A 19,077-nucleotide genomic window follows, 5' to 3' on the forward strand; every position below is an offset into this window, starting at 1 on the left:
TCATGAGGCTTACAGCAGTAATACTATTGCTTACAACGTTGCAGACCTTTGCTCTTGAAGGTTATGCACAGTCAGCCCGTCTCTCTCTTGATATGAACAATGCTACTGTTAAGCAGGTATTGTCGGAAATTGAATCGCAGAGTGAGTTTTATTTCCTGTACAACAGCGATTTGATTAATGTCAACAGAAGGGTAAGTATTTCAGCCAGCAATGAGCGTATCGATCGGGTTTTGAACCAGCTGTTCAACGGGGAGAAAATTAATTATACCATTAAAGACCGGCACATTGTATTAAGTCCGGCAACAACCTCCGGCGTTCAGCAAGATATGAGCATAAAAGGTCACGTAGTCGACAAGACGGGTGGGCCGCTGCCCGGTGTGACCATTGTGATTAAAGGTACATCGAAAGGTACCATCACCGATGCGGATGGTAACTACGAGATGGATGATGTTCCGGCCAATGCAACGCTTGTTTTTTCCTTCGTTGGTATGAAACCACAGGAAATCAGCGTTCAGGGCAGGAACAATATCAATGTTACGATGGTAGAAGAATCGATTGGTGTGGGTGAAGTCGTTGTAACAGCACTTGGTATCAAGCGTGAAGAGAAAGCGCTGGGGTATTCAGTTCAGACTGTCCAGGGACAGAGCTTACAAAAAGTTTCCGGTGTCGATGTAGGAACATCGTTGACCGGTAAAGTAGCCGGGGTTTTGGTTCAAAACTCAACCGACTTTAACGTAGCACCTACCATCTCAGTCCGCGGTGAAAGTCCGTTGATTGTGATCGACGGGGTTGCTTACGCCAATAAATCCCTCAATGATATCGCAGCAGATGATATTCAGTCAATGAGCGTTCTGAAAGGAGCGACCGCTTCCGCTCTTTACGGTTTCCGTGGAGAAAACGGTGCGATTCTGATTACAACTAAAAATGGTAGCACCAATAATTTGGGAGTATCTGTTGATGTCTCCTCGAACACCATGTTTAGTGCCGGCTTCCTGGCCATTCCCGAAAAGCAGAGTGTGTATGGTCGTGGTACGGCTTATGTTTATAATATCAACTCCGATCAGTCCTGGGGAACCTTTATGGACGGAACCGTTAGAACACAATGGGATCCAATTGCTAAGGAATTCCGGGATTATCCATATCTGCCTGTTGGGAAAAACAATTTTAAAAACTTCCTGGAACCAGGTTATGTTACCAATAACAACGTAAGTGTCGCTTTTAAAACAGACAAAATAGCGTTGAGGAGTTCGTTGAACTGGACCCAGAATAAGGGTCAGTATCCTAATTCGATGTTGAATAAGTACACCTATACACTGGGTGGCGATATTACACTCGATAAGTTTAAATTTTCATCGAATATGTCGTATACCAAACGGGAAACGCCTAACATGGGTTCCAATGGTTATACTTCATACGACCCGATGTATACTCTGCTTATTTGGTCATCCGCCGATTTCAACATTCTCGACTATAAAAACAACTACTGGCTGATACCGGGCCAGCTTCAGAACAACCAGTTCGGATACCATTTTGATACCAATACCTACAGTGGTAAAAATCAAAACGATCCGTATTTTGACCGGTATCAACGTACCAATGAGCAATCGCGTGATATTTTCAACGCCGATCTGACGACAAGTTATGATATTGCCCCATGGTTGACTGCCACGCTCCGTGGAGGTCTCGATTTCTTTATTAACCGTGGGCAGTTGAGGATATCGCAGGGATCATATACTTCTTCAGGTAACACGGGTATTCCCGGAAACCCTTATACCTGGAACGGTAGCCGGACCGGAGCGTATTTGACAGGTCGGACGCAAGGATATAGTATCAACAGTGATTTCCTGTTGACTGGTAGCCGGACTTTCCTGGATAATTTCGATGTGGATTATTTGGCAGGGGGGACCATGTTCTACGACCGCAGCGACAACATCAACGCTGAGACCGTCGGTGGTATCTCAATACCGGAGTATTTCTCGCTGAACGCTTCTGTAAATCCGGCAGCTGTTGGTGAAAGCACCTCGCAGCGACAAGTCAATTCGCTGTTTGGGCGGGTCGCACTTTCGTGGAAGAAAATGCTCTTCGTGGATGTTACCGGTCGTAATGACTGGGTTTCCATGTTGGCCAATCCGAATGTACCGAAAGCGGACCGCTCATATTTCTATCCGTCCATTTCCGGTAGCTTTGTGGTATCTGAGCTTCTGCCGTCTACCAAAAGCTGGTTGGACCTGATGAAATTCAGAGGTTCCTGGACACAAGCCAAAACTCCACCGAATCCGTATGCCATTAACAGTGTTTTCTCGGTTAATCCGGGTACCTGGAATGCTTTGAACGGAGCAACAGCACCGAGTTCGTTATATCTGAATACATACAGCCCGAACTCTTACACCACAACAGAAGTTGGTTTTCAGGCGATGACGTTCAAGAAGCGTTTTACCGTGGATGTGACTTATTATGCGAAGCATATTTTTGATATCCTGAAGCTGGGTCCGTTGTCATCAGCTACCGGATATACCGGTATTTATCTGAATACCGATGAACAACGCTCCAACCGCGGATGGGAAGTCGCTGTTACGGCTACACCGCTGAAGACAAAAGACTGGCAGTGGGACGTCGGTGCCAACTGGTCGACCTATAAACAAGTTTATACGAAGCTCGATTCAACCTATACATCAAACTACGGAAAACCCTGGGTGAAGGTTGGAGAACGCACAGACGCTTTTACAACCAAAGATTACCTCCGCGTTCCTGACGGACCATATGCCGGACAGCTGATTTACAATACCAGCGGCCGGGTCGTGAGGAGCAGCTATACTACCTTGTACGGTTACAGCAACCCGGACTGGATTTGGGGTTTGAACTCCACTTTGCGGTACAAAAACGTAAGCTTGTATATGTCGTTTGATGGGGTTGTCGGTGGTTTAATGCCTACCCGGACCGAAAGTTATATGTGGCAAGCCGGGGTGCATCCCAATTCGGTAACTGAAGCACGCAAACTAGATGTTGAGGATCCGAGTAAGGGACACTACATCGGAGATGGTGTTCAGGTCATATCCGGGTCGGTTACTTATGATCCCAATGGTAATATTCTTACCGATAACCGCCAATATGCTCCCAATGATGTACCTGAAACATACAAGCAGGCAGTACAGGATTTCCATAACTCCAGTGCGTGGGGGGGAAGCGCCAATCCAAATGACATATATGCCAGGACCTTCCTGAAACTTCGCGAGGTGTCGCTGACTTACACCGTTCCGGATAGATTGCTGAATAATTGGGGACGAGGAATTATTAAAGGGGCATCGATTGGTTTTGTCGGACAGAATGTATTATTCTGGGCTAAGGATTTTAAATATTCTGATCCGGATGGCGGTAATGAAGACTTTTCAGACCCGTCAGTGAGATATCTTGGAGGTAATATTAAACTTACATTCTAATAGAACAGAACTATGAAAAATCTAACATATATTTTTCTATTGATCATTTCTCTTTTTACTGCGGTTTCCTGCAGTAACTTCGAGGAAATCAATACAGACCCAAATAAAACGAATCAGGTGACGTCCTCGATGCTTGCAACGCAGGTATTGAAAGATACATACCGGTTTTGGAACCCGAACCCTGCTGATTTTACTTCCGGTAACTTGTTTAACAAACACATTGCCATGCTGGAAACCAATCCCAACCCTGGCCAATATTATTATTCATATTGGCCTTACGGCAGTTTTGGGGCCTATTCCAGACTGACGGATCTCCAGTTTATGACCAAATATGCAGAGGGTTCAAAATTTGAATCATCGTATAAAGGATTGCAGTTGTTCATGAAAGCCTGGTTTGGATTCTCGGCCACGTTGGATATGGGGGATGTGCCGTATTCTGAAGCCGGAATGGCGACGGAAGGTATTACCCAACCAAAATATGACAAGCAGGCCGACGTATTTGCCGAAATCCTAAGTGACCTGCAGAAAGCAGAGGCTGACTTTGCACAAGGCACGAATTTCGATGGCGACATTATGTATGGTGGCGATGTAACCAAGTGGAGAAAGCTTTGTAACGCCATGCAGTTGAAGGTTATTCAAACCATGAGTAAGCAGGCAACTTCAGAACAGAAAGCAAGATTTGCTGCCATTGTCAACGCCGGGAATTTGATGACTGGTAACGACGATAACTTTAAACTAGTTTACTCTGACAATCCAAATGCTACATATCCGATGTATAACGGGGAAGAACGCAGGCAATATACAGGTGTTACGCAGTTGGTTGTTAATTCGCTGAAAAATCTCAACGATCGCCGCTTGTTCTATTTTGCAGAACCGGCACAGGCACAAATTGACGGTGGACTGACTGAGTCGGATTGGGACGCCTATGTAGGAGCTCCTTCATCCATGGCAGCGGAGCAACTCGCGTTGAACAATGCAGACGGTGACTATTCTTTGCTGAATAAACGTTACGTCGCTTTCATGGATAACGATCCGATGCTCTATTTCACTTACTCCGAACAGTGTTTCATTATTGCGGAAGCCATTGAAGAAGGTTGGGTTTCGGGTGATGCTCAGCAGTATTATCAAAACGGAGTGAAAGCCCAGTTGGAATATTACATGAACCTTCCTCACACGGCTGACTACGTGCACGGAATGGCTATCGATCAAAACTACATTGATAACTACTTCACGGGTGCTGCAGCTTATGCCACCAGTGGAACCAAAGAGGATCGCTTGCATCAAATATGGACACAGCGCTGGTTGATTGATTTCTTCCAGGGTAACGGAGGGAACTACCCGCAATTCCTGCGAACAGGCTACCCGGTTTACCCGTTGAATCCTTCGACAAGCCTGAACCCGGAAGATCCAACAGTGTATCCGAAGCGCTGGATGTATCCGACTGACGAACAAACGAAGAATCCGGTCAATTATCAAAAAGCCATTGACGAACAGTATAATGGATACGACGGAATCAACCAGGTTCCGTGGTATTTGAAGTAAAGGGTGAGTTTGATTAGTAAAAATGTGAATCAAATGGGGGAGAGCTAAGCCTCCCCCATTTTTTTACGGTACGTATAAATCATTGGCCGGATGACATTCTGGTACATCGGGTAAAACAAAACACCAAAAGCCATGAAACACAAAATAATATTCTTTTCAGTCATTTTATGTCTTGTTTCTTTCAGTGCATTTTCACAGTCTACTGAAGGCTACAAATTGGTTTGGCAAGACAATTTCGACGGGAATTCGCTCGACACAACATCCTGGAACAATCGGGTAATGAAACCCCGAACCGTGAACAACGAGTTGCAGCGTTACACCGACGGCAAAAACGTGGAAGTAAAAGATGGGAAGCTGATTATCGAAGCCCGGCATGAAAATAACGAATATACTTCCGGAAGAATCAACACGAAAGGCAAGCATACATTTACGTATGGCATTGTTAAAATGAGAGCCAAATTGCCGGCGGGTGTGGGCACATGGCCCGCATTGTGGATGCTGGGAGCAGATGTCAAAGAAGTAGGTTGGCCGGCTTGCGGAGAGCTGGATATCATGGAGCATGTGGGCAAACAACCGGGTTTCATTCATTCTTCCATTCACAATCCGTCGGGTTACGGAGCAACACCCTATACGGGAATTGTGGAAATAAAGGACCCTTACACTCAATTTCATATCTACAGTATGGAATGGACGAAAGATTTCATCACCTTTTACGTGGATGGGACAAAAATCTACCATTATCAGCCAAAGGAAAAAAACATGAAGAACTGGCCGTTTGATAAACCTTTCTACCTGATTTTTAATATCGCGATTGGTGGTAATATGGGAGGTTCGAAAGTCGATAATAGCTGCTTCCCAACCGATATGGTCGTTGACTGGGTGAAAGTATATCAGAAGTGATATCCCTGGGGAAGAAAAACTGAAAATAGTTAACAGAGAATAAGATATTAAAATGAAAAAGCTGTTTTTTCTGATTCTGGTGATAGGTTCTATTCAGGTAGTTCAGGCTCAAGACCTAAAATTAATGACGTACAATCTCCGCCTGGCACTGGCATCTGATGGATTGAATTACTGGGAACACCGGAAGGATTTTATGGTCGACCAGCTGACTTTCTATGCACCCGATATATTTGGAACACAGGAAGGATTACCGAATCAAATAGACTACCTGAATAAAGAATTGAAAGGTTATCAATCGATTGGTCAGGGGCGCGAAGGCGGCAGTAAAGGAGAGCATGTCGCTGTTTTCTACAATGCCAACCGCTTCCAGGTGTTGGTGCATCACACTTTCTGGTTGTCGGAAACCCCCGATAAAGTGTCGAAAGGTTGGGACGCTGCTTATCTGCGAATTTGCACGTATGGCCTTTTCTACGATAAGTTGACGCATGAATCATTCTGGGTTTTCAATACCCATTTGGACAACAAAGGTGAGCTAGCTCGTAAAAACGGTGTGGCTCTGGTGTTGAAAAAGATAAACGAAATCAACACCGCCAATCTGCCCGTGATTTTAATGGGCGACCTGAATTCAACGCCGGAAAGTGATGTTATTCAGGAAATCGACAAGAGCTTCAACCAATCCAAGTCGCTCAGCGAAACCAAGCCGTTTGGTCCTGATGCCACGTTCAATGGTTTTCAATGGGATGCAAAGCCGGCCAACCGCATCGATTACATCTTTATTAAGAAGGATGCGCCCATTGCTGTGAAGAAATATGCCGTATTGCGCGACAGCCGCGATCATCGATTTCCGTCCGACCATTTTCCGGTTTTTGTTGAGGTAGCCTTTACGAACAGTGATAAATAAAACCCGATAGTCGCGTTAGCGCCTTCAATTTTAATTCCCCCATGGAACGCATTATGGGGGATTTTTTTTGCCGGGAAACCCCGTTCTTGTTAAATTCAGACCTTTAATAAAATCAACTTAAATCATGAGCCGACGACTGCTAGGTCTAGCTTTTTTACTGTTTCTGAGCACTTCAATTTGGGCTGCTCCCATCATCAAAACCAGTTTGAACAGTGGCTGGTTTTTCCAACAAACCGATCATCCAGACAGTACAAAATGGGAACCGGTAAATATTCCTCATACCTGGAATGCAAAAGATGCCTTTGACGATCAGCGGGGCTATTACCGCGGAACGGGTTGGTACCGGCGAAATTTATACGTGGATGCGGTATGGAAAGGACAGAAGCTTTTTCTCGATTTTGAAGGAGTCAACAAAACAGCAACCGTCTTTATCAACGGACAGAAAGTTGGTGTACACAAAGGCGGTTACACTGCTTTTAGCTTCGATATTTCTCCGTATGTTCAATACGGTTCGGATAATGACTTGCGCGTAGAAGTGAGCAATGCGCCCGATCCGGAAATTCCCCCGCTGGAAGCTGATTTTACTTTCTATGGCGGCATTTACCGCGATGTGTGGCTCAAAGTGGAGAACCCCATTCATTTCGCTTTCGCGAAATATGCGACGCCCGCGGTTTATGTCAATACGCCGCAGGTTTCTGCTGAATCTGCCCAGGTGAAGGTTCGGGGAGCCGTCCGAAACGAAACCGGTAAAACTAATCGTCTGCTCATTCGTTCTGAGATTTTTTCTCCGGAAGGGAAGATGGTGGATGTATTGAATAAAGTATTCACGGTAAAACGAAACAGCTACCGTGATTTTGAAATACTTTCGAAACCGATTGCAAATCCGCAGCTTTGGTCGCCCGATGCCCCCAACTTATACACCGTAAAAACCACGTTGCAGTTTTACCGCAGCGATAGCGTTCTTGACCGGGTGGAGAGTCCGCTGGGATTCCGGGGGTTTAAAGCCGATCCGAATTTGGGCTTTTTCCTGAATGGAAAACCATTGAAATTGCATGGTCTGAACCGTCATCAGGATTATGCCGGGTTAGGAAATGCTTTGCCCAATGATTTACATAAGAAAGATTTTGAGCTGATAAAAAAGATGGGAGCCAACTTTGTCCGGTTAGCGCACTATCCTCAGGCACCGGAAGTGTATCGCGAATGTGACCGGCTGGGAATTCTTGTCTGGAGTGAAATTCCGGTGGTGAATAGAATTACCGAATCGAAAGAATTTACAGAGAACTGTTTGAATATGCAGCGGGAACAGATTCATCAAACCTACAATCATCCTTCGGTGGTGATGTATGGTTACATGAATGAGGTGTTTATCCGGTTGGCTTATGCTAAGCAACTTTCCGACAGTGTTCGTAACCGAAAAATAGAAAGTACCCTGAAACTGGCGAGAGAACTGGATTCGCTAACCCGAAGCGAGGCGCCCGACCGGCTAACCGTGATGGCCTTGCATCAGAATCCAATCTATAATAAAACGGGGATTGCAGATATTCCGCAGGTAATTGGCTGGAATCTATACATGGGTTGGTACGGCGGTAAATACACCGATTTGGGCGCTTTTCTCGACAAGGAGCATGCTGAACATCCCAACCGCTGCATCATGCTTTCGGAATACGGTCCCGGAAGCGATGTCAGGCTGCATACCGATCATCCTGAAGTGTGGGATTATTCGGAAGAATACCAATTCCTTTCCCATGCCAGCTATCGCTTTCAGGTTGACGAACGCCCATATGTGATGGGAATGGCTGCATGGATTTTTGCCGATTTTGGCTCCGAGGGACGTGCTGACGCTATTCCGCACATCAACCAGAAAGGGTTGGTTACGTATGACCGGAAACCCAAAGATGTTTATCATTACTACGAGGTGATGAATGATAAGATGCCGGATGTGGCTATTGCTGGAACCAATTATACCAACCGGACGTATGTGGCGGATGATAGCGGGAAATCGAAACATGAAGTTTGGATGTTCACCAACTCAGGCCAGGTGACGCTGTACCGAAACGGAGAATGGATCAATTCGCAGAAGCCGGTTGACGGCATCGTGAGGATGGAGGTTCCTTTTGTTTCAGGCCCCAACAAGCTTTTGGCTGTGACTGATATGGCGGAAGATTCGCTGGTGGTTGATGTAAAAATGATTTCGCGAAAGCTGACAACCGGCGAATTCCACACCATCCGGGTTAACGTGGGCAGCAATTGCAATTTCCATGATGAGCTGACCGGCGAAAACTGGATTCCCGACCAACCTTATCAGCCGGGAAGCTTTGGATACGTTGGCGGCGATATTTACCATTCCGTTTCCTGGAAAGCGTTGAGCACACAATCGAACATTAAAGGGACCGATGATGATCCGCTTTATCAAACGATGCGCGAAGGATTGAAGAGCTATCGGTTCGATGTGCCGGATGGCTGTTACAAAGTGACATTGTTGTTTGCCGAACCCAATTCCAAAGCAGGACAGCCGAAGTTGATTTATGATCTGAGCAACGAAGAGAACGAGCAAAAGACTAACGTCAGGAGTTTTGGAATTTCGATCAACGGAGAGAAAGAAATCGGTCATTTCAACCTGGCGCGCGATTATGGTGCTTTACGGGCGGTGCAGAAAACTTTCGTGGTGAGTGTGACCAAAGGAGAAGGTCTTGCAGTTGAGTTTCTGCCTGAGCAGGGAAAAACGCTGCTTAGCGGCATCCGTATCGAAAAACGTTGAATTCAATCATAAATCAGATAAAGTATCGAAGCATGAAGAGAAAAGTATTTGCACTATTGCTAACGTTGTTCATCGCTGTGGGAGTATCGGCACAAACCCGCTACAAAGATGATATCGCGAGTGGTTTTGTCAAGAAAACGTACACCTATGCCGTGAAAGACGGTCAGGATTTGAAAATGGACATCTACTTCCCGGAAGGGGATAAAGCGACTGACCGTGTAGCCTGGATTCATGTTCACGGTGGTGGATTTTCCGGGGGAACCCGGGATGCGAAAGCTGATGTGAACCTGTGTACTCATTTGGCGAAGAAGGGATATGTAACGGCTTCCATTTCGTACCGGTTAACCCGGAAAAAAGATGGCTTCGGTTGCAATGTCCCGGCTGATAAAAAGATGGATACATTCCGGAAAGCTGTAAGTGATTTGCGCAGTGCTACGGCTTTCATGCTGAAGAATCATACAGAATTTGGCATCGATACCAGTCGGATCATTATTTCCGGTAGCAGCGCCGGCGCGGAAACGGTTTTAAATGCGGCTTACCGTCCTGTAACGCAGTGGGTAGAAGGAAAACAGGAATTGCCCACCGGTTTCCGTTACGCCGGAGTCATTTCCTTTGCCGGAGCAATGGTGAATGCTGCCAACATCACTGCCGAGACTGCCATCCCGACGATGATGTTCCACGGAACAGCCGACAACCTGGTACCTTATGCTACGGCGCCTCACCATTATTGCGGCATCGACAGTCCCGGATACATGATGCTGGATGGCTCGTACACCATTGCTAACCGTTTGCGAAAGCTGGGAAAAACATACTGGCTGGAAACGCGTTGCGGTGCCGGTCACGAAATGTCGGGCTTACCTATGACACAATCGGTGGGTGACATCGTCGATTTTGCATACAATTACATTATTCTGGGCAAGAAGGCGCAAATTCACACCATCGACAAAAGTCCGAACTACAAAAAGGGTGATTCCCTTTATGATTTTTGCGACAATTAAGCAGACAAATAGCAAGGCATAAGCAAGGCAGTCTCTCGGAAACGGAGGCTGCTTTTTTTGTTTCTTTATTCGGAAACATTTTAAATAGCGGTCCGTAAACGCTTGTAGTATAAATTCTTAATTAACGCTTATGAAAAAACTGATTTTGTTGATAGCCCTTATTTTTACAGCATCTCTGTATGTTTCAGCGCAGGTCCGTTTACCGGATATGAAGGTTGGATCGAAAGCTGTTCTCACGGATGTGAAAATGAAGGCAGTTTCCGGCAGTGAATACAGCCTGAATGATTTGAAAAAGGCCAATGGTTTGGTCGTCATTTTCTCGTGTAATACCTGCCCGTTTGTGAAAATGTGGGAAGGTCGATACCCGGAAATTAAAAAATGGGCCGATGAACACCAGGTTGGGATGGTGTTGGTGAATTCCAACTATCAAAAGCGGGATGGCGTCGATTCCTTCGAAGCCATGAAGAAACACGCAAAGGAACATAACTACACCATGCCGTACGTGGTGGATAAAGACAGCCGGTTGGCCAACGCTTTTGATGCGAAGACCACACCGCATGTTTTTCTTTTTGACAAAGACTTCACGTTAGTGTATAAAGGCGCAATTGATGATAGCTATCAAAGTGCTGATAATGTGAAAAATCCATACCTGAAAAATGCGATCTCACAACTGGCCGCCGGAAAAATGGTGGCAAAAAATGAAACACCACCCGTTGGATGTAGTATAAAAAGAAAACTTGATTAGTCCACAAGTAGAAAATTGAGATGTTGAGAGAGGGAGAATTGCCATTGGGTAGTTCTTCCTTTTTTGTTTTACGGCATATCGATTTTAGTTTTTAAAGCATTATGAAAAATGGATGAAAACTGCGATCATTGTATGGTTTCCTAAACAAAAATCCATTTTATCATGCGAAAACTCCTGACTTACTTTCTTTTGCTTTTGCTGACCACACCGGTTTTCGGGCAGGAAAGCATGAATATCATTACCTACAATATCCGATATAATAATCCTGATGACGGAGTGAATGCCTGGCCCAACCGGAAAGCGGATGTCATTGCTCTTTTGAAATTCCATAAAGCTGATGTTTTCTGTGTACAGGAAGCATTGCATGACCAGATTGTCGGTTTGAAAGATGGAATGCAGACGTTCGATTATGTGGGCGTCGGTCGTGACGATGGCAAGGAGGCCGGAGAATATTCAGCTATTTTTTATGATACACGCCGATATCGTTTACAAGAGCAGGGGCATTTCTGGTTATCGGAAACTCCCGATAAGCCAGGTTTAGGCTGGGATGCAGCCTGTATGCGGATTTGTTCGTGGGCGAAGTTGAGAGATCAGGAGAACAATAAATCATTCTTCATTTTTACGACCCACTTCGATCACGTTGGGGTAAAAGCCCGCGAAGAGTCGGCAAAACTGATTTATAAGAAGGTGCAGGAGCTTGGAGGCGACCGGCTGCCGGTTTTCCTGACCGGCGATTTTAATCTGACACCCGAAGCGAATGCCATTGCTTTGATTCGTAGTCAGTGGAAAGACTCTCGTCTGGCGACACTTTCGCCACCTTACGGACCGGTTGGTACGTTTGAGGGATTTGATTTCAACTCTCCTTTGAAAAACAGGATTGACTACATTTTTGTCAACGATAAGTTGAGGGTGTTGCGCTATGGTGTTCTCTCCGATTCAAAGGATCAACGCTATCCTTCCGATCATCTTCCCGTACTGGTGGAAGCCAAATTTATTGATTGACGAGTTGATAAGAGATAACAAAAGAGCCGGAATTCCTGTCAAGATTCCGGCTCGTGATTGTTCTGGCTGTAGTTTGATTCGTTTTCGTTATGCCTGAAGCGATTCTAATGTCGCTTTCAGTTGTTTTTTCCCCTGGCCGGTATCGACATGTGCACTCGGTCCGGCGATACATCCGCCCTCGCAAGCCATCACCTCGATAAAGTTACCCGGCGCTTTTCCTCTGCTGTACGCTTTCAGCAAACCAATTGATTTCTTGTTGATGCCATTCACTTCGATGGCGCGAACATCAACGGCCAGGCCTTCGGCTTTTACTGCTTCAACCACGCCTCCCGATTGCGCAAATCCGCGACTTTCGGGTGTGCTGTAGGTCAGTTCAACCGGCTCACAGTTCTCAATGTCAATTTCAAATCCTTTGAAGAAGGAATCCAGTTCTTCAAACGTCATCACATAATCAACGTTGGGATCGTTCATCGCTTCTTTCCGCTTGGCGATACATGGCCCGATAAACACCAGTTTGGCATCGGGATACTTTTCCCGGGCCAATTCTGCCGCATAGTACATCGGTGTTTCGGTATGCGAAACGTATGATTTCATATTAGGAACATGTTTTTCGACCGCTTGCATGTATCCCGGACAGCAGGAAGTGGTCATGAACGACTGGCCGCTTTCCAGCTTCTCTTTTAGCTCGACTGCCTCGTTGGCTGTGGTTATCATTGCTCCCTGGGCGACTTCCATTACGTCATGAAAGCCCAGTTTTTTGATGGCAGCAAATACTTTTCCTGCTTCATAATTATACTGTCCAAATATGGACGGAGCCGGCAGTGCAATTACTTTTTCTCCGGACTGAATGGCCTTGAAAATATCGATGATGTGTGAAATTTCGAAAATCGAACCGAACGGGCAGGCATTCAGGCATTTTCCGCAGTAGATGCATTTTTCGTCGTCGATGTGCTCAACACCTTGTTCGTCTTTGGAAATGGCGCCAACCGGGCAGGCTTCTTCGCACGGAACGGGCACGTGTACGATGGAGTGATACGGGCAGGCATTCTTACAAATACCGCAGTTGACACATTTTTTTGGGTCAATCTGAGCTTGTCCGTTGCAGTTGAAGGTAATGGCATTCTTGGGACAGTTCATCTTACAAGGACTGGCCACACATCCACGGCAAAGATTGGAAACCACATAATTCACCTTTACACATGCTGTGCAGGCTTCGTCCACTACCGTGAGGATTTCCTTGCGGGGAGCTGTGCGTTGACGTGCCTCGTTCGCATAATCGGCGAGTGGCATCAGTTCATCCGTTTCTTCTTCCGGAAGGAGACCCAGAATCGGCATCAGTTTGTATTTCAAAACTGCACGCTCTTTATAGATACAGCAACGACGCTGGGCTCCCCGTTCCCGTGGTGACATTTCTACCGGGATCCGGTCAATCTGGTTCTCTAACTGGTCTTCTTTGATAAGTCCCGCCAATCGGGAAAGGAGCTCCCGCCTGACGATCATGGTGTTGTTGACGTATGCCATTGAGTAAAGCCTGATTAAAGTTTGATTTCGGCGGCAAAAATATACTTTTTCTCAGGCTTGTATGTTTTATAACATATAAATCTATGTTAAGGCACTAATTCAAAATGAGTTTAAAGAAGGGGTTGATTTTTAGATAGATGAATTGATATATCTAGATGTTTTGTACGCTCTGTTTTCTTTTGATAACCTGTTACAACTTCAAGCCATGAAAGTGGGCTAATCCTCCTTCCGATGTCTCTTTGTAGAGATGAGGCAAATCGTGGCCGGTTTGTTTCATCGTCTGCACCACCTTATCAAAACTGATGAGATGACGTCCGTCGGAAAGTAAAGCGTAGTTTTTATGGTTCAACGCACGGGCAGCCGCGAAAGCGTTTCGCTCGATGCAGGGAACCTGTACCAGGCCGGCAATCGGATCGCATGTGAGGCCGAGATGATGTTCCAGTCCCATTTCTGCTGCATATTCAATCTGGAAAATGCTACCACCGCTCAGTTGTGTCACAGCAGCCGATGCCATGGCGCAGGCTGTCCCCACTTCGCCCTGGCACCCCACTTCAGCACCGGAAATGGAGGCGTTGGTTTTCACCAGCGTGCCGATTAATCCGGCGGTAGCCAGTGCATGCAGAATTTTTTGCTCCGAACTCTTGTGGTATTTTTTCATGTAATAAAGAACGGCCGGCAAAACACCACTGGCGCCGCACGTCGGAGCGGTGACAATCTCTCCGCCGGCAGCATTCTCTTCCGAAACAGCTAAGGCATAAGCATACAGCAACGAACGTTTCTTGATAGCTGGTTTGAAATTTCTCGCTTTTGCGTAATAACCGGCGGCTTTTCGCGGATACTTCAGCACACCGGGAAGTGTTCCTTCGGTATCGAGCCCTCTTTTAACAGCGGCTTCCATTATATGCCAGACGTGTGCCAGGTAATCCCAGATTTCCGGTCCTTCGTTGACTTCCACGTATTCCCAAATGCTTTTCCCGTTTTCGTAGCACCACCCGAGAATGCTGTCCATGGTGGAATCGGGGTAAACGGAAACGGTTTCCAGCTCAGTTTGGTCATCTACAATGGCACCGCCGCCAACCGAGTATGCGGTCCAGCTGTCGGTGACTTTTCCGTCACTGTCGAGAGCTTCCAGCTTTAGCGCGTTTGGATGGCGTTTTAAAAACGTTTCCCGCTCCCACAATATGGTGACACGGTCTGGGCCTAATGTATTTTGAATGGCGACGTCGGTTAAGTGGCCTCTGCCCGTGGCAGCGAGACTTCCGTATAACGTGACCCGATAGCTCGATGCATTGGGGGTTTGAGCCAGAAAACGTTCGGCCGCTTTCTTCGGTCCCATCGTGTGACTGGACGACGGGCCGTTACCAATTCGGAAAATTTCTTTGATGGACTCCATTTGAGGAAATATTTGTTGCGAAATAACGGTTTTTCCGGATATCAATCATGAAAGTTACCTCTTTTTTTATGCTATTTCAGCAAACTGGTTTCGTTCAGCGGGCTTAAATTTCATCGATGGACAGAGCGAAAAGCAACCAGATGAAAGATGCCGATTTTTTGAGATGAATTTGTCTGTTATTGTCGAATATTTTTAACTTTGCCACCGCTTTTGGAGAGTTGCCGGAGTGGTCGAACGGGGCAGACTCGAAATCTGTTGTACCCTTCGGGGTACCGGGGGTTCGAATCCCTCACTCTCCGCATTGATTACCGGAATAAGCCTCGCATTTATGCAGGGCTTTCTTGTTTTAAGAGCGGCTGTTTAAACTCTTCCTATATTCCATCCCTGTTACTGAAAAGAATACTCAGAATATAGTTTTTTGGCAAAATGCTATATTTGTGCTGATAAACGATTTAACTTGACATGACACTGGATATTGATAAGAAGGATATTGCCAAATTTATCCTGGTGGGAGATCGGGTATTGGTAAAGCCCAAGAATCCGAATACACAGACGAAATCCGGGTTATATCTTCCCCCCGCAGCAGTAGAGAAAGAAAAAGTACAGACCGGCTATGTTATTAAGGTTGGTCCGGGATTTCCTATTCCGGCCATGACGGATGAAGATGAACCGTGGAAGGATAAGCATGAAGAGGTGAAGTATGTTCCGCTTCAGGCGCAAGCCGGTGATTTGGCCATTTACCTTAGTCAATCAGGTTACGAAATCGAATTTAACCAGGAAAAGTACGTGATTCTTCCGCACTCAGCAATTTTAATGCTGGTGAGAGATGAAGGACTTTTCGAATAACCAGCTTGAAGAACCCGTTTGCAGAAGCGGGAATGATGGGAGGCTTATGATGGATAGAAAGATAGTATCCGTTTTTTTTATATTACTTTTATTTTTAGGTGAATCGCTTCAGGGAGCGATAAAGAGCATTGGTCTGCCCGTCATCAAAAATTTCACCAAGCAAGATTATAGCGCCGGCACGCAAAGCTGGGCTATCGCTCAGGGGAGGGATGACAAACTGTATTTTGCCAATAATAACGGACTCTTACAGTTCGATGGCGTCAATTGGAACACCTACCCACTACCTAATTCATCCATTGTACGTTCGTTGTTGGTGGGCGATGAAAACCGGATCTACGTTGGTGGATTCAACGAATTTGGTTATTTCCATCCCGATCAACAGGGACGTATGGTCTATCATTCTCTGTCTTCTCATCTTCCGGACGACGAAAAAAACTTCGGTGAGATTTGGCGTATTTACAAATTTAAAGGGCAACTGGTTTTTCAGTCATATACCAGCCTAATGCTGTGGGATGGCAAAACGTTCCGGATTTTGCATCCTGGGAAAGATGAGCTGTTCCATTTTTCATTTAAAGTGAATGACCGACTGTGGATAGACAATCGCGCTGAGGGACTACAGGAGCTGGTTAACGGGAGACTGGTTACACTTCCGGGTACGGAGAAAATACGTGGACAGGAAATCTGGGGAATATTACCGTTTCCGGGAAACCGGTTTATGATTGCGACACAGAACAAAGGCGTATTTCTGTATGATGGCAAAGAGATGGTGGCATGGGATAATGAAGCTGACCAGCTTTTGAAAGCAAATCGTGTGATGGGGATTGCTCAGATTGATGGTGACCATTATGCGTTTGGAACCATTTCTCACGGAGTTGTTATTACCGATTCGAAAGGCAATGTTGTTCAGAATATCAGTCGTGAAGAAGGATTGCAAAACAATACGGTTCTGTCGGTTTTCGTCGATAATGATCACAATCTCTGGCTTGGACTCGATAATGGTATTTCACAGATAAAAATAAACTCTCCGCTTTCGCTCATCGGGTTTAATAATGGCGTCGGGGCGACTTATTCTGCGGCAATTTATAAAGGGAAAATATATCTTGCTACTAACCAGGGAGTGGTGTACCACAGCTGGGATCCAGATAAGAAAATTAAGCGTTTGGGACGATTTACCATGCTGAACGCGACTCGTGGCCAGGCCTGGTCGTTGGAAGTGTTCGATAATATTTTGCTTGTTGGGCATAATGCAGGTGCGTTTCAAATAATTAACGGAAAGCCGCAGCAGATTTCTTCTGTTATCGGATATTGGGGGTTCAGGCAAGTGCCGGGACATCCTGACCTGCTGATTGGAGGACATTATAATGGTTTGTCGCTTTTTAAAAGAGGTCCGAAAGGCTGGAAATATATACGCGAAATTGAGGGGTTTAAAGAGTCATCGCGGCAGTTCGAGTTTGATGACAAGGGAAATATCTGGATGGAACACGGTTATCGCGGGGTTTTCCGGATAGAAATCAGCGAGGATTACACGCATGTCATTCGTACCGAACTATACGGAAAGAAAGAAGGTTTGCCTCAGGCCATGAATGTGGGGATTTACCGCTTGAAAGGCAGACTGGTTTTTCTGACTACCGATGGCGTATACCAATATTTCCCAAGTACCAATAGTTTCCGTAAAAGTCAGACCTATTCCGAGCTGTTCGGGAAATTGAAGGGATTAAGCTATATCAGGGAAGACAAAAGAGGTAATATCTGGTATTTCCGGAATAATCAGGCCGGAGTGATGCAGAAGCAACCCGATGGAACGTACCGTAGTGTTGAGATGCCTTTTCGGAGTTTGTCCGGGAGGTTTCTTCCTACGTTCGAATTTGTTTTGCCCGTCGATGAGCAGGATGTTTTTATAGGTTATGACGACGGCGTGGCTCATTACGACCCGACCTTCATTAAATCGTGGAACAACAACTTTTATACGTTGATCAGCAAAGTGTCGGTTATTAAAACCGATTCGGTGATTTTTTATGGCAACGGGTCGCAAAAGCAGGTTCCTTCTATTCCTTACCGGGAAAACGACCTTCGTTTTTATTTTGCTGCTGCCGATATGGAAAACATCGGGCATGTGACTTACCAATTGAAGTTAGAGGGATTTGATGACGACTGGAATAATTGGTCGGGGCGTACCATGCGTGATTATACCAACCTGCCGGAGGGGGACTATACCTTCATGGTAAGAGGAATCAACCGTTACGGAGTTGAGAGTGCTCCGGCTACCTATCGGTTTACCATATTGCCTCCTTGGTACCGGAGTGTGTGGGCATATCTTGTTTATGGCTTTTTGTTCTTACTGCTCGTGTGGGGAATTTATTATTTCATTCGCTGGAAAATGAAACGTTCCAAAGAGAAGGAAGCTAACCGGCAACGGGAACTCTATGCCCGGCGGGAAGAAGAACTGGGACGAAAACAGTTGGAAGCTGATAAAGAAATTATTCGTTTACGGAACGATAAGTTGCGCAATGAGATGGTTCATAAAGAGAAAGAGTTGGCAAATGCTTCGATGGAGATGATCCAGAAGAACAAGATGCTCAACAAAATCAAAAACGATCTCAAGAAAGCGACGGAGAATATAACTGACGAAAGTTTACAGGCCCGGCTGAGGAGCATTCTGAGACGAATCGACCGCCAGGTAGACAACGAAAAGCAATGGCAGATATTCGAAACACATTTCGAAACTGTTCATGAAGATTTTCTGACACGGATAAAAGAGCAGTTTCCAGAGCTTTCACCCAAAGAACTGAAGTTGTGTGCCTATCTGCGAATGAATATTTCCAGTAAGGAAATTGCTGCCTTGATGAATATCTCCGTCAGAGGAGTCGAAATAAGTCGATACCGGTTGCGTAAAAAACTGGGCCTGCAACGTCACGATAATCTCACCGACTTTATTCTTCGTTTTTAGAATCGTACCAGAAAAATCTGCCTCTTTCTTTTTATTTCTTTCTCACTGTAAGACAATACATTTCTTTCCTACTCTATACGCTTTATC

Annotated in this window: 12 protein-coding genes and 1 tRNA gene; 11 read left to right on the forward strand and 2 right to left on the reverse strand. The window is 45.7% G+C overall.

What is annotated here, in order from left to right; translation table 11 throughout:
* Positions 1 to 2 precede the first annotated feature (2 nt).
* The 8 genes from AC060N_RS03000 to AC060N_RS03035 all read left to right on the forward strand — a co-directional run bounded on the left by AC060N_RS03000 (position 3) and on the right by AC060N_RS03035 (position 12,283).
* Positions 3 to 3,437: a SusC/RagA family TonB-linked outer membrane protein gene (locus tag AC060N_RS03000; protein ID WP_479525817.1), complete on the forward strand. Its 3,435-nt coding sequence runs from the start codon at positions 3 to 5 to the stop codon at positions 3,435 to 3,437.
* 12 nt (positions 3,438 to 3,449) lie between these two features.
* On the forward strand, positions 3,450 to 4,979 hold the full coding sequence (locus tag AC060N_RS03005) for a SusD/RagB family nutrient-binding outer membrane lipoprotein (protein WP_479525818.1): 1,530 nt from the start codon (positions 3,450 to 3,452) through the stop codon (positions 4,977 to 4,979).
* 132 nt (positions 4,980 to 5,111) lie between these two features.
* On the forward strand, positions 5,112 to 5,879 hold the full coding sequence (locus AC060N_RS03010) for a glycoside hydrolase family 16 protein (RefSeq protein WP_479525819.1): 768 nt from the start codon (positions 5,112 to 5,114) through the stop codon (positions 5,877 to 5,879).
* A 52-nt stretch (positions 5,880 to 5,931) separates the two neighbouring features.
* Positions 5,932 to 6,780 (forward strand): endonuclease/exonuclease/phosphatase family protein, encoded by an 849-nt coding sequence (locus tag AC060N_RS03015; RefSeq protein ID WP_479525820.1) that lies wholly within the window; start codon positions 5,932 to 5,934, stop codon positions 6,778 to 6,780.
* Between the two features lie 124 nt (positions 6,781 to 6,904).
* On the forward strand, positions 6,905 to 9,538 hold the full coding sequence (locus AC060N_RS03020; protein ID WP_479525821.1) for a glycoside hydrolase family 2 TIM barrel-domain containing protein: 2,634 nt from the start codon (positions 6,905 to 6,907) through the stop codon (positions 9,536 to 9,538).
* Between the two features lie 32 nt (positions 9,539 to 9,570).
* Positions 9,571 to 10,536, forward strand: a complete 966-nt coding sequence (locus AC060N_RS03025) for an alpha/beta hydrolase (protein WP_479525822.1) — start codon at positions 9,571 to 9,573, stop codon at positions 10,534 to 10,536.
* Between the two features lie 130 nt (positions 10,537 to 10,666).
* The gene (locus tag AC060N_RS03030; RefSeq protein ID WP_479525823.1) at positions 10,667 to 11,281 is read left to right on the forward strand and encodes a thioredoxin family protein; all 615 of its coding nucleotides are present in this window, start codon (positions 10,667 to 10,669) and stop codon (positions 11,279 to 11,281) included.
* A gap of 162 nt (positions 11,282 to 11,443) precedes the next feature.
* Entirely contained in the window at positions 11,444 to 12,283 is an 840-nt protein-coding gene (locus tag AC060N_RS03035; RefSeq protein ID WP_479525824.1) for an endonuclease/exonuclease/phosphatase family protein, read from the forward strand.
* Positions 12,284 to 12,370: 87 nt separating this feature from the next.
* Here the strand turns inward: AC060N_RS03035 and AC060N_RS03040 are convergent, their stop codons facing one another.
* The gene (locus tag AC060N_RS03040; RefSeq protein WP_479525825.1) at positions 12,371 to 13,804 is read right to left on the reverse strand and encodes a monomeric [FeFe] hydrogenase; all 1,434 of its coding nucleotides are present in this window, start codon (positions 13,802 to 13,804) and stop codon (positions 12,371 to 12,373) included.
* A gap of 190 nt (positions 13,805 to 13,994) precedes the next feature.
* Positions 13,995 to 15,197, reverse strand: coding sequence for an L-serine ammonia-lyase (locus AC060N_RS03045; RefSeq protein WP_479525826.1), 1,203 nt, complete (start codon positions 15,195 to 15,197; stop codon positions 13,995 to 13,997).
* Positions 15,198 to 15,409: 212 nt separating this feature from the next.
* Between AC060N_RS03045 and AC060N_RS03050 the strand changes: the two genes are divergently transcribed.
* The 3 genes from AC060N_RS03050 to AC060N_RS03060 all read left to right on the forward strand — a co-directional run bounded on the left by AC060N_RS03050 (position 15,410) and on the right by AC060N_RS03060 (position 18,990).
* Positions 15,410 to 15,496 (forward strand) — tRNA-Ser (locus AC060N_RS03050).
* A gap of 163 nt (positions 15,497 to 15,659) precedes the next feature.
* Complete coding sequence (locus AC060N_RS03055; RefSeq protein ID WP_106542933.1) at positions 15,660 to 16,043, forward strand: co-chaperone GroES; 384 nt, start codon at positions 15,660 to 15,662, stop codon at positions 16,041 to 16,043.
* A 46-nt stretch (positions 16,044 to 16,089) separates the two neighbouring features.
* On the forward strand, positions 16,090 to 18,990 hold the full coding sequence (locus AC060N_RS03060; RefSeq protein ID WP_479525827.1) for a ligand-binding sensor domain-containing protein: 2,901 nt from the start codon (positions 16,090 to 16,092) through the stop codon (positions 18,988 to 18,990).
* Positions 18,991 to 19,077 lie beyond the last annotated feature (87 nt).

Source organism: Prolixibacter sp. DSM 2831 (assembly GCF_056493735.1).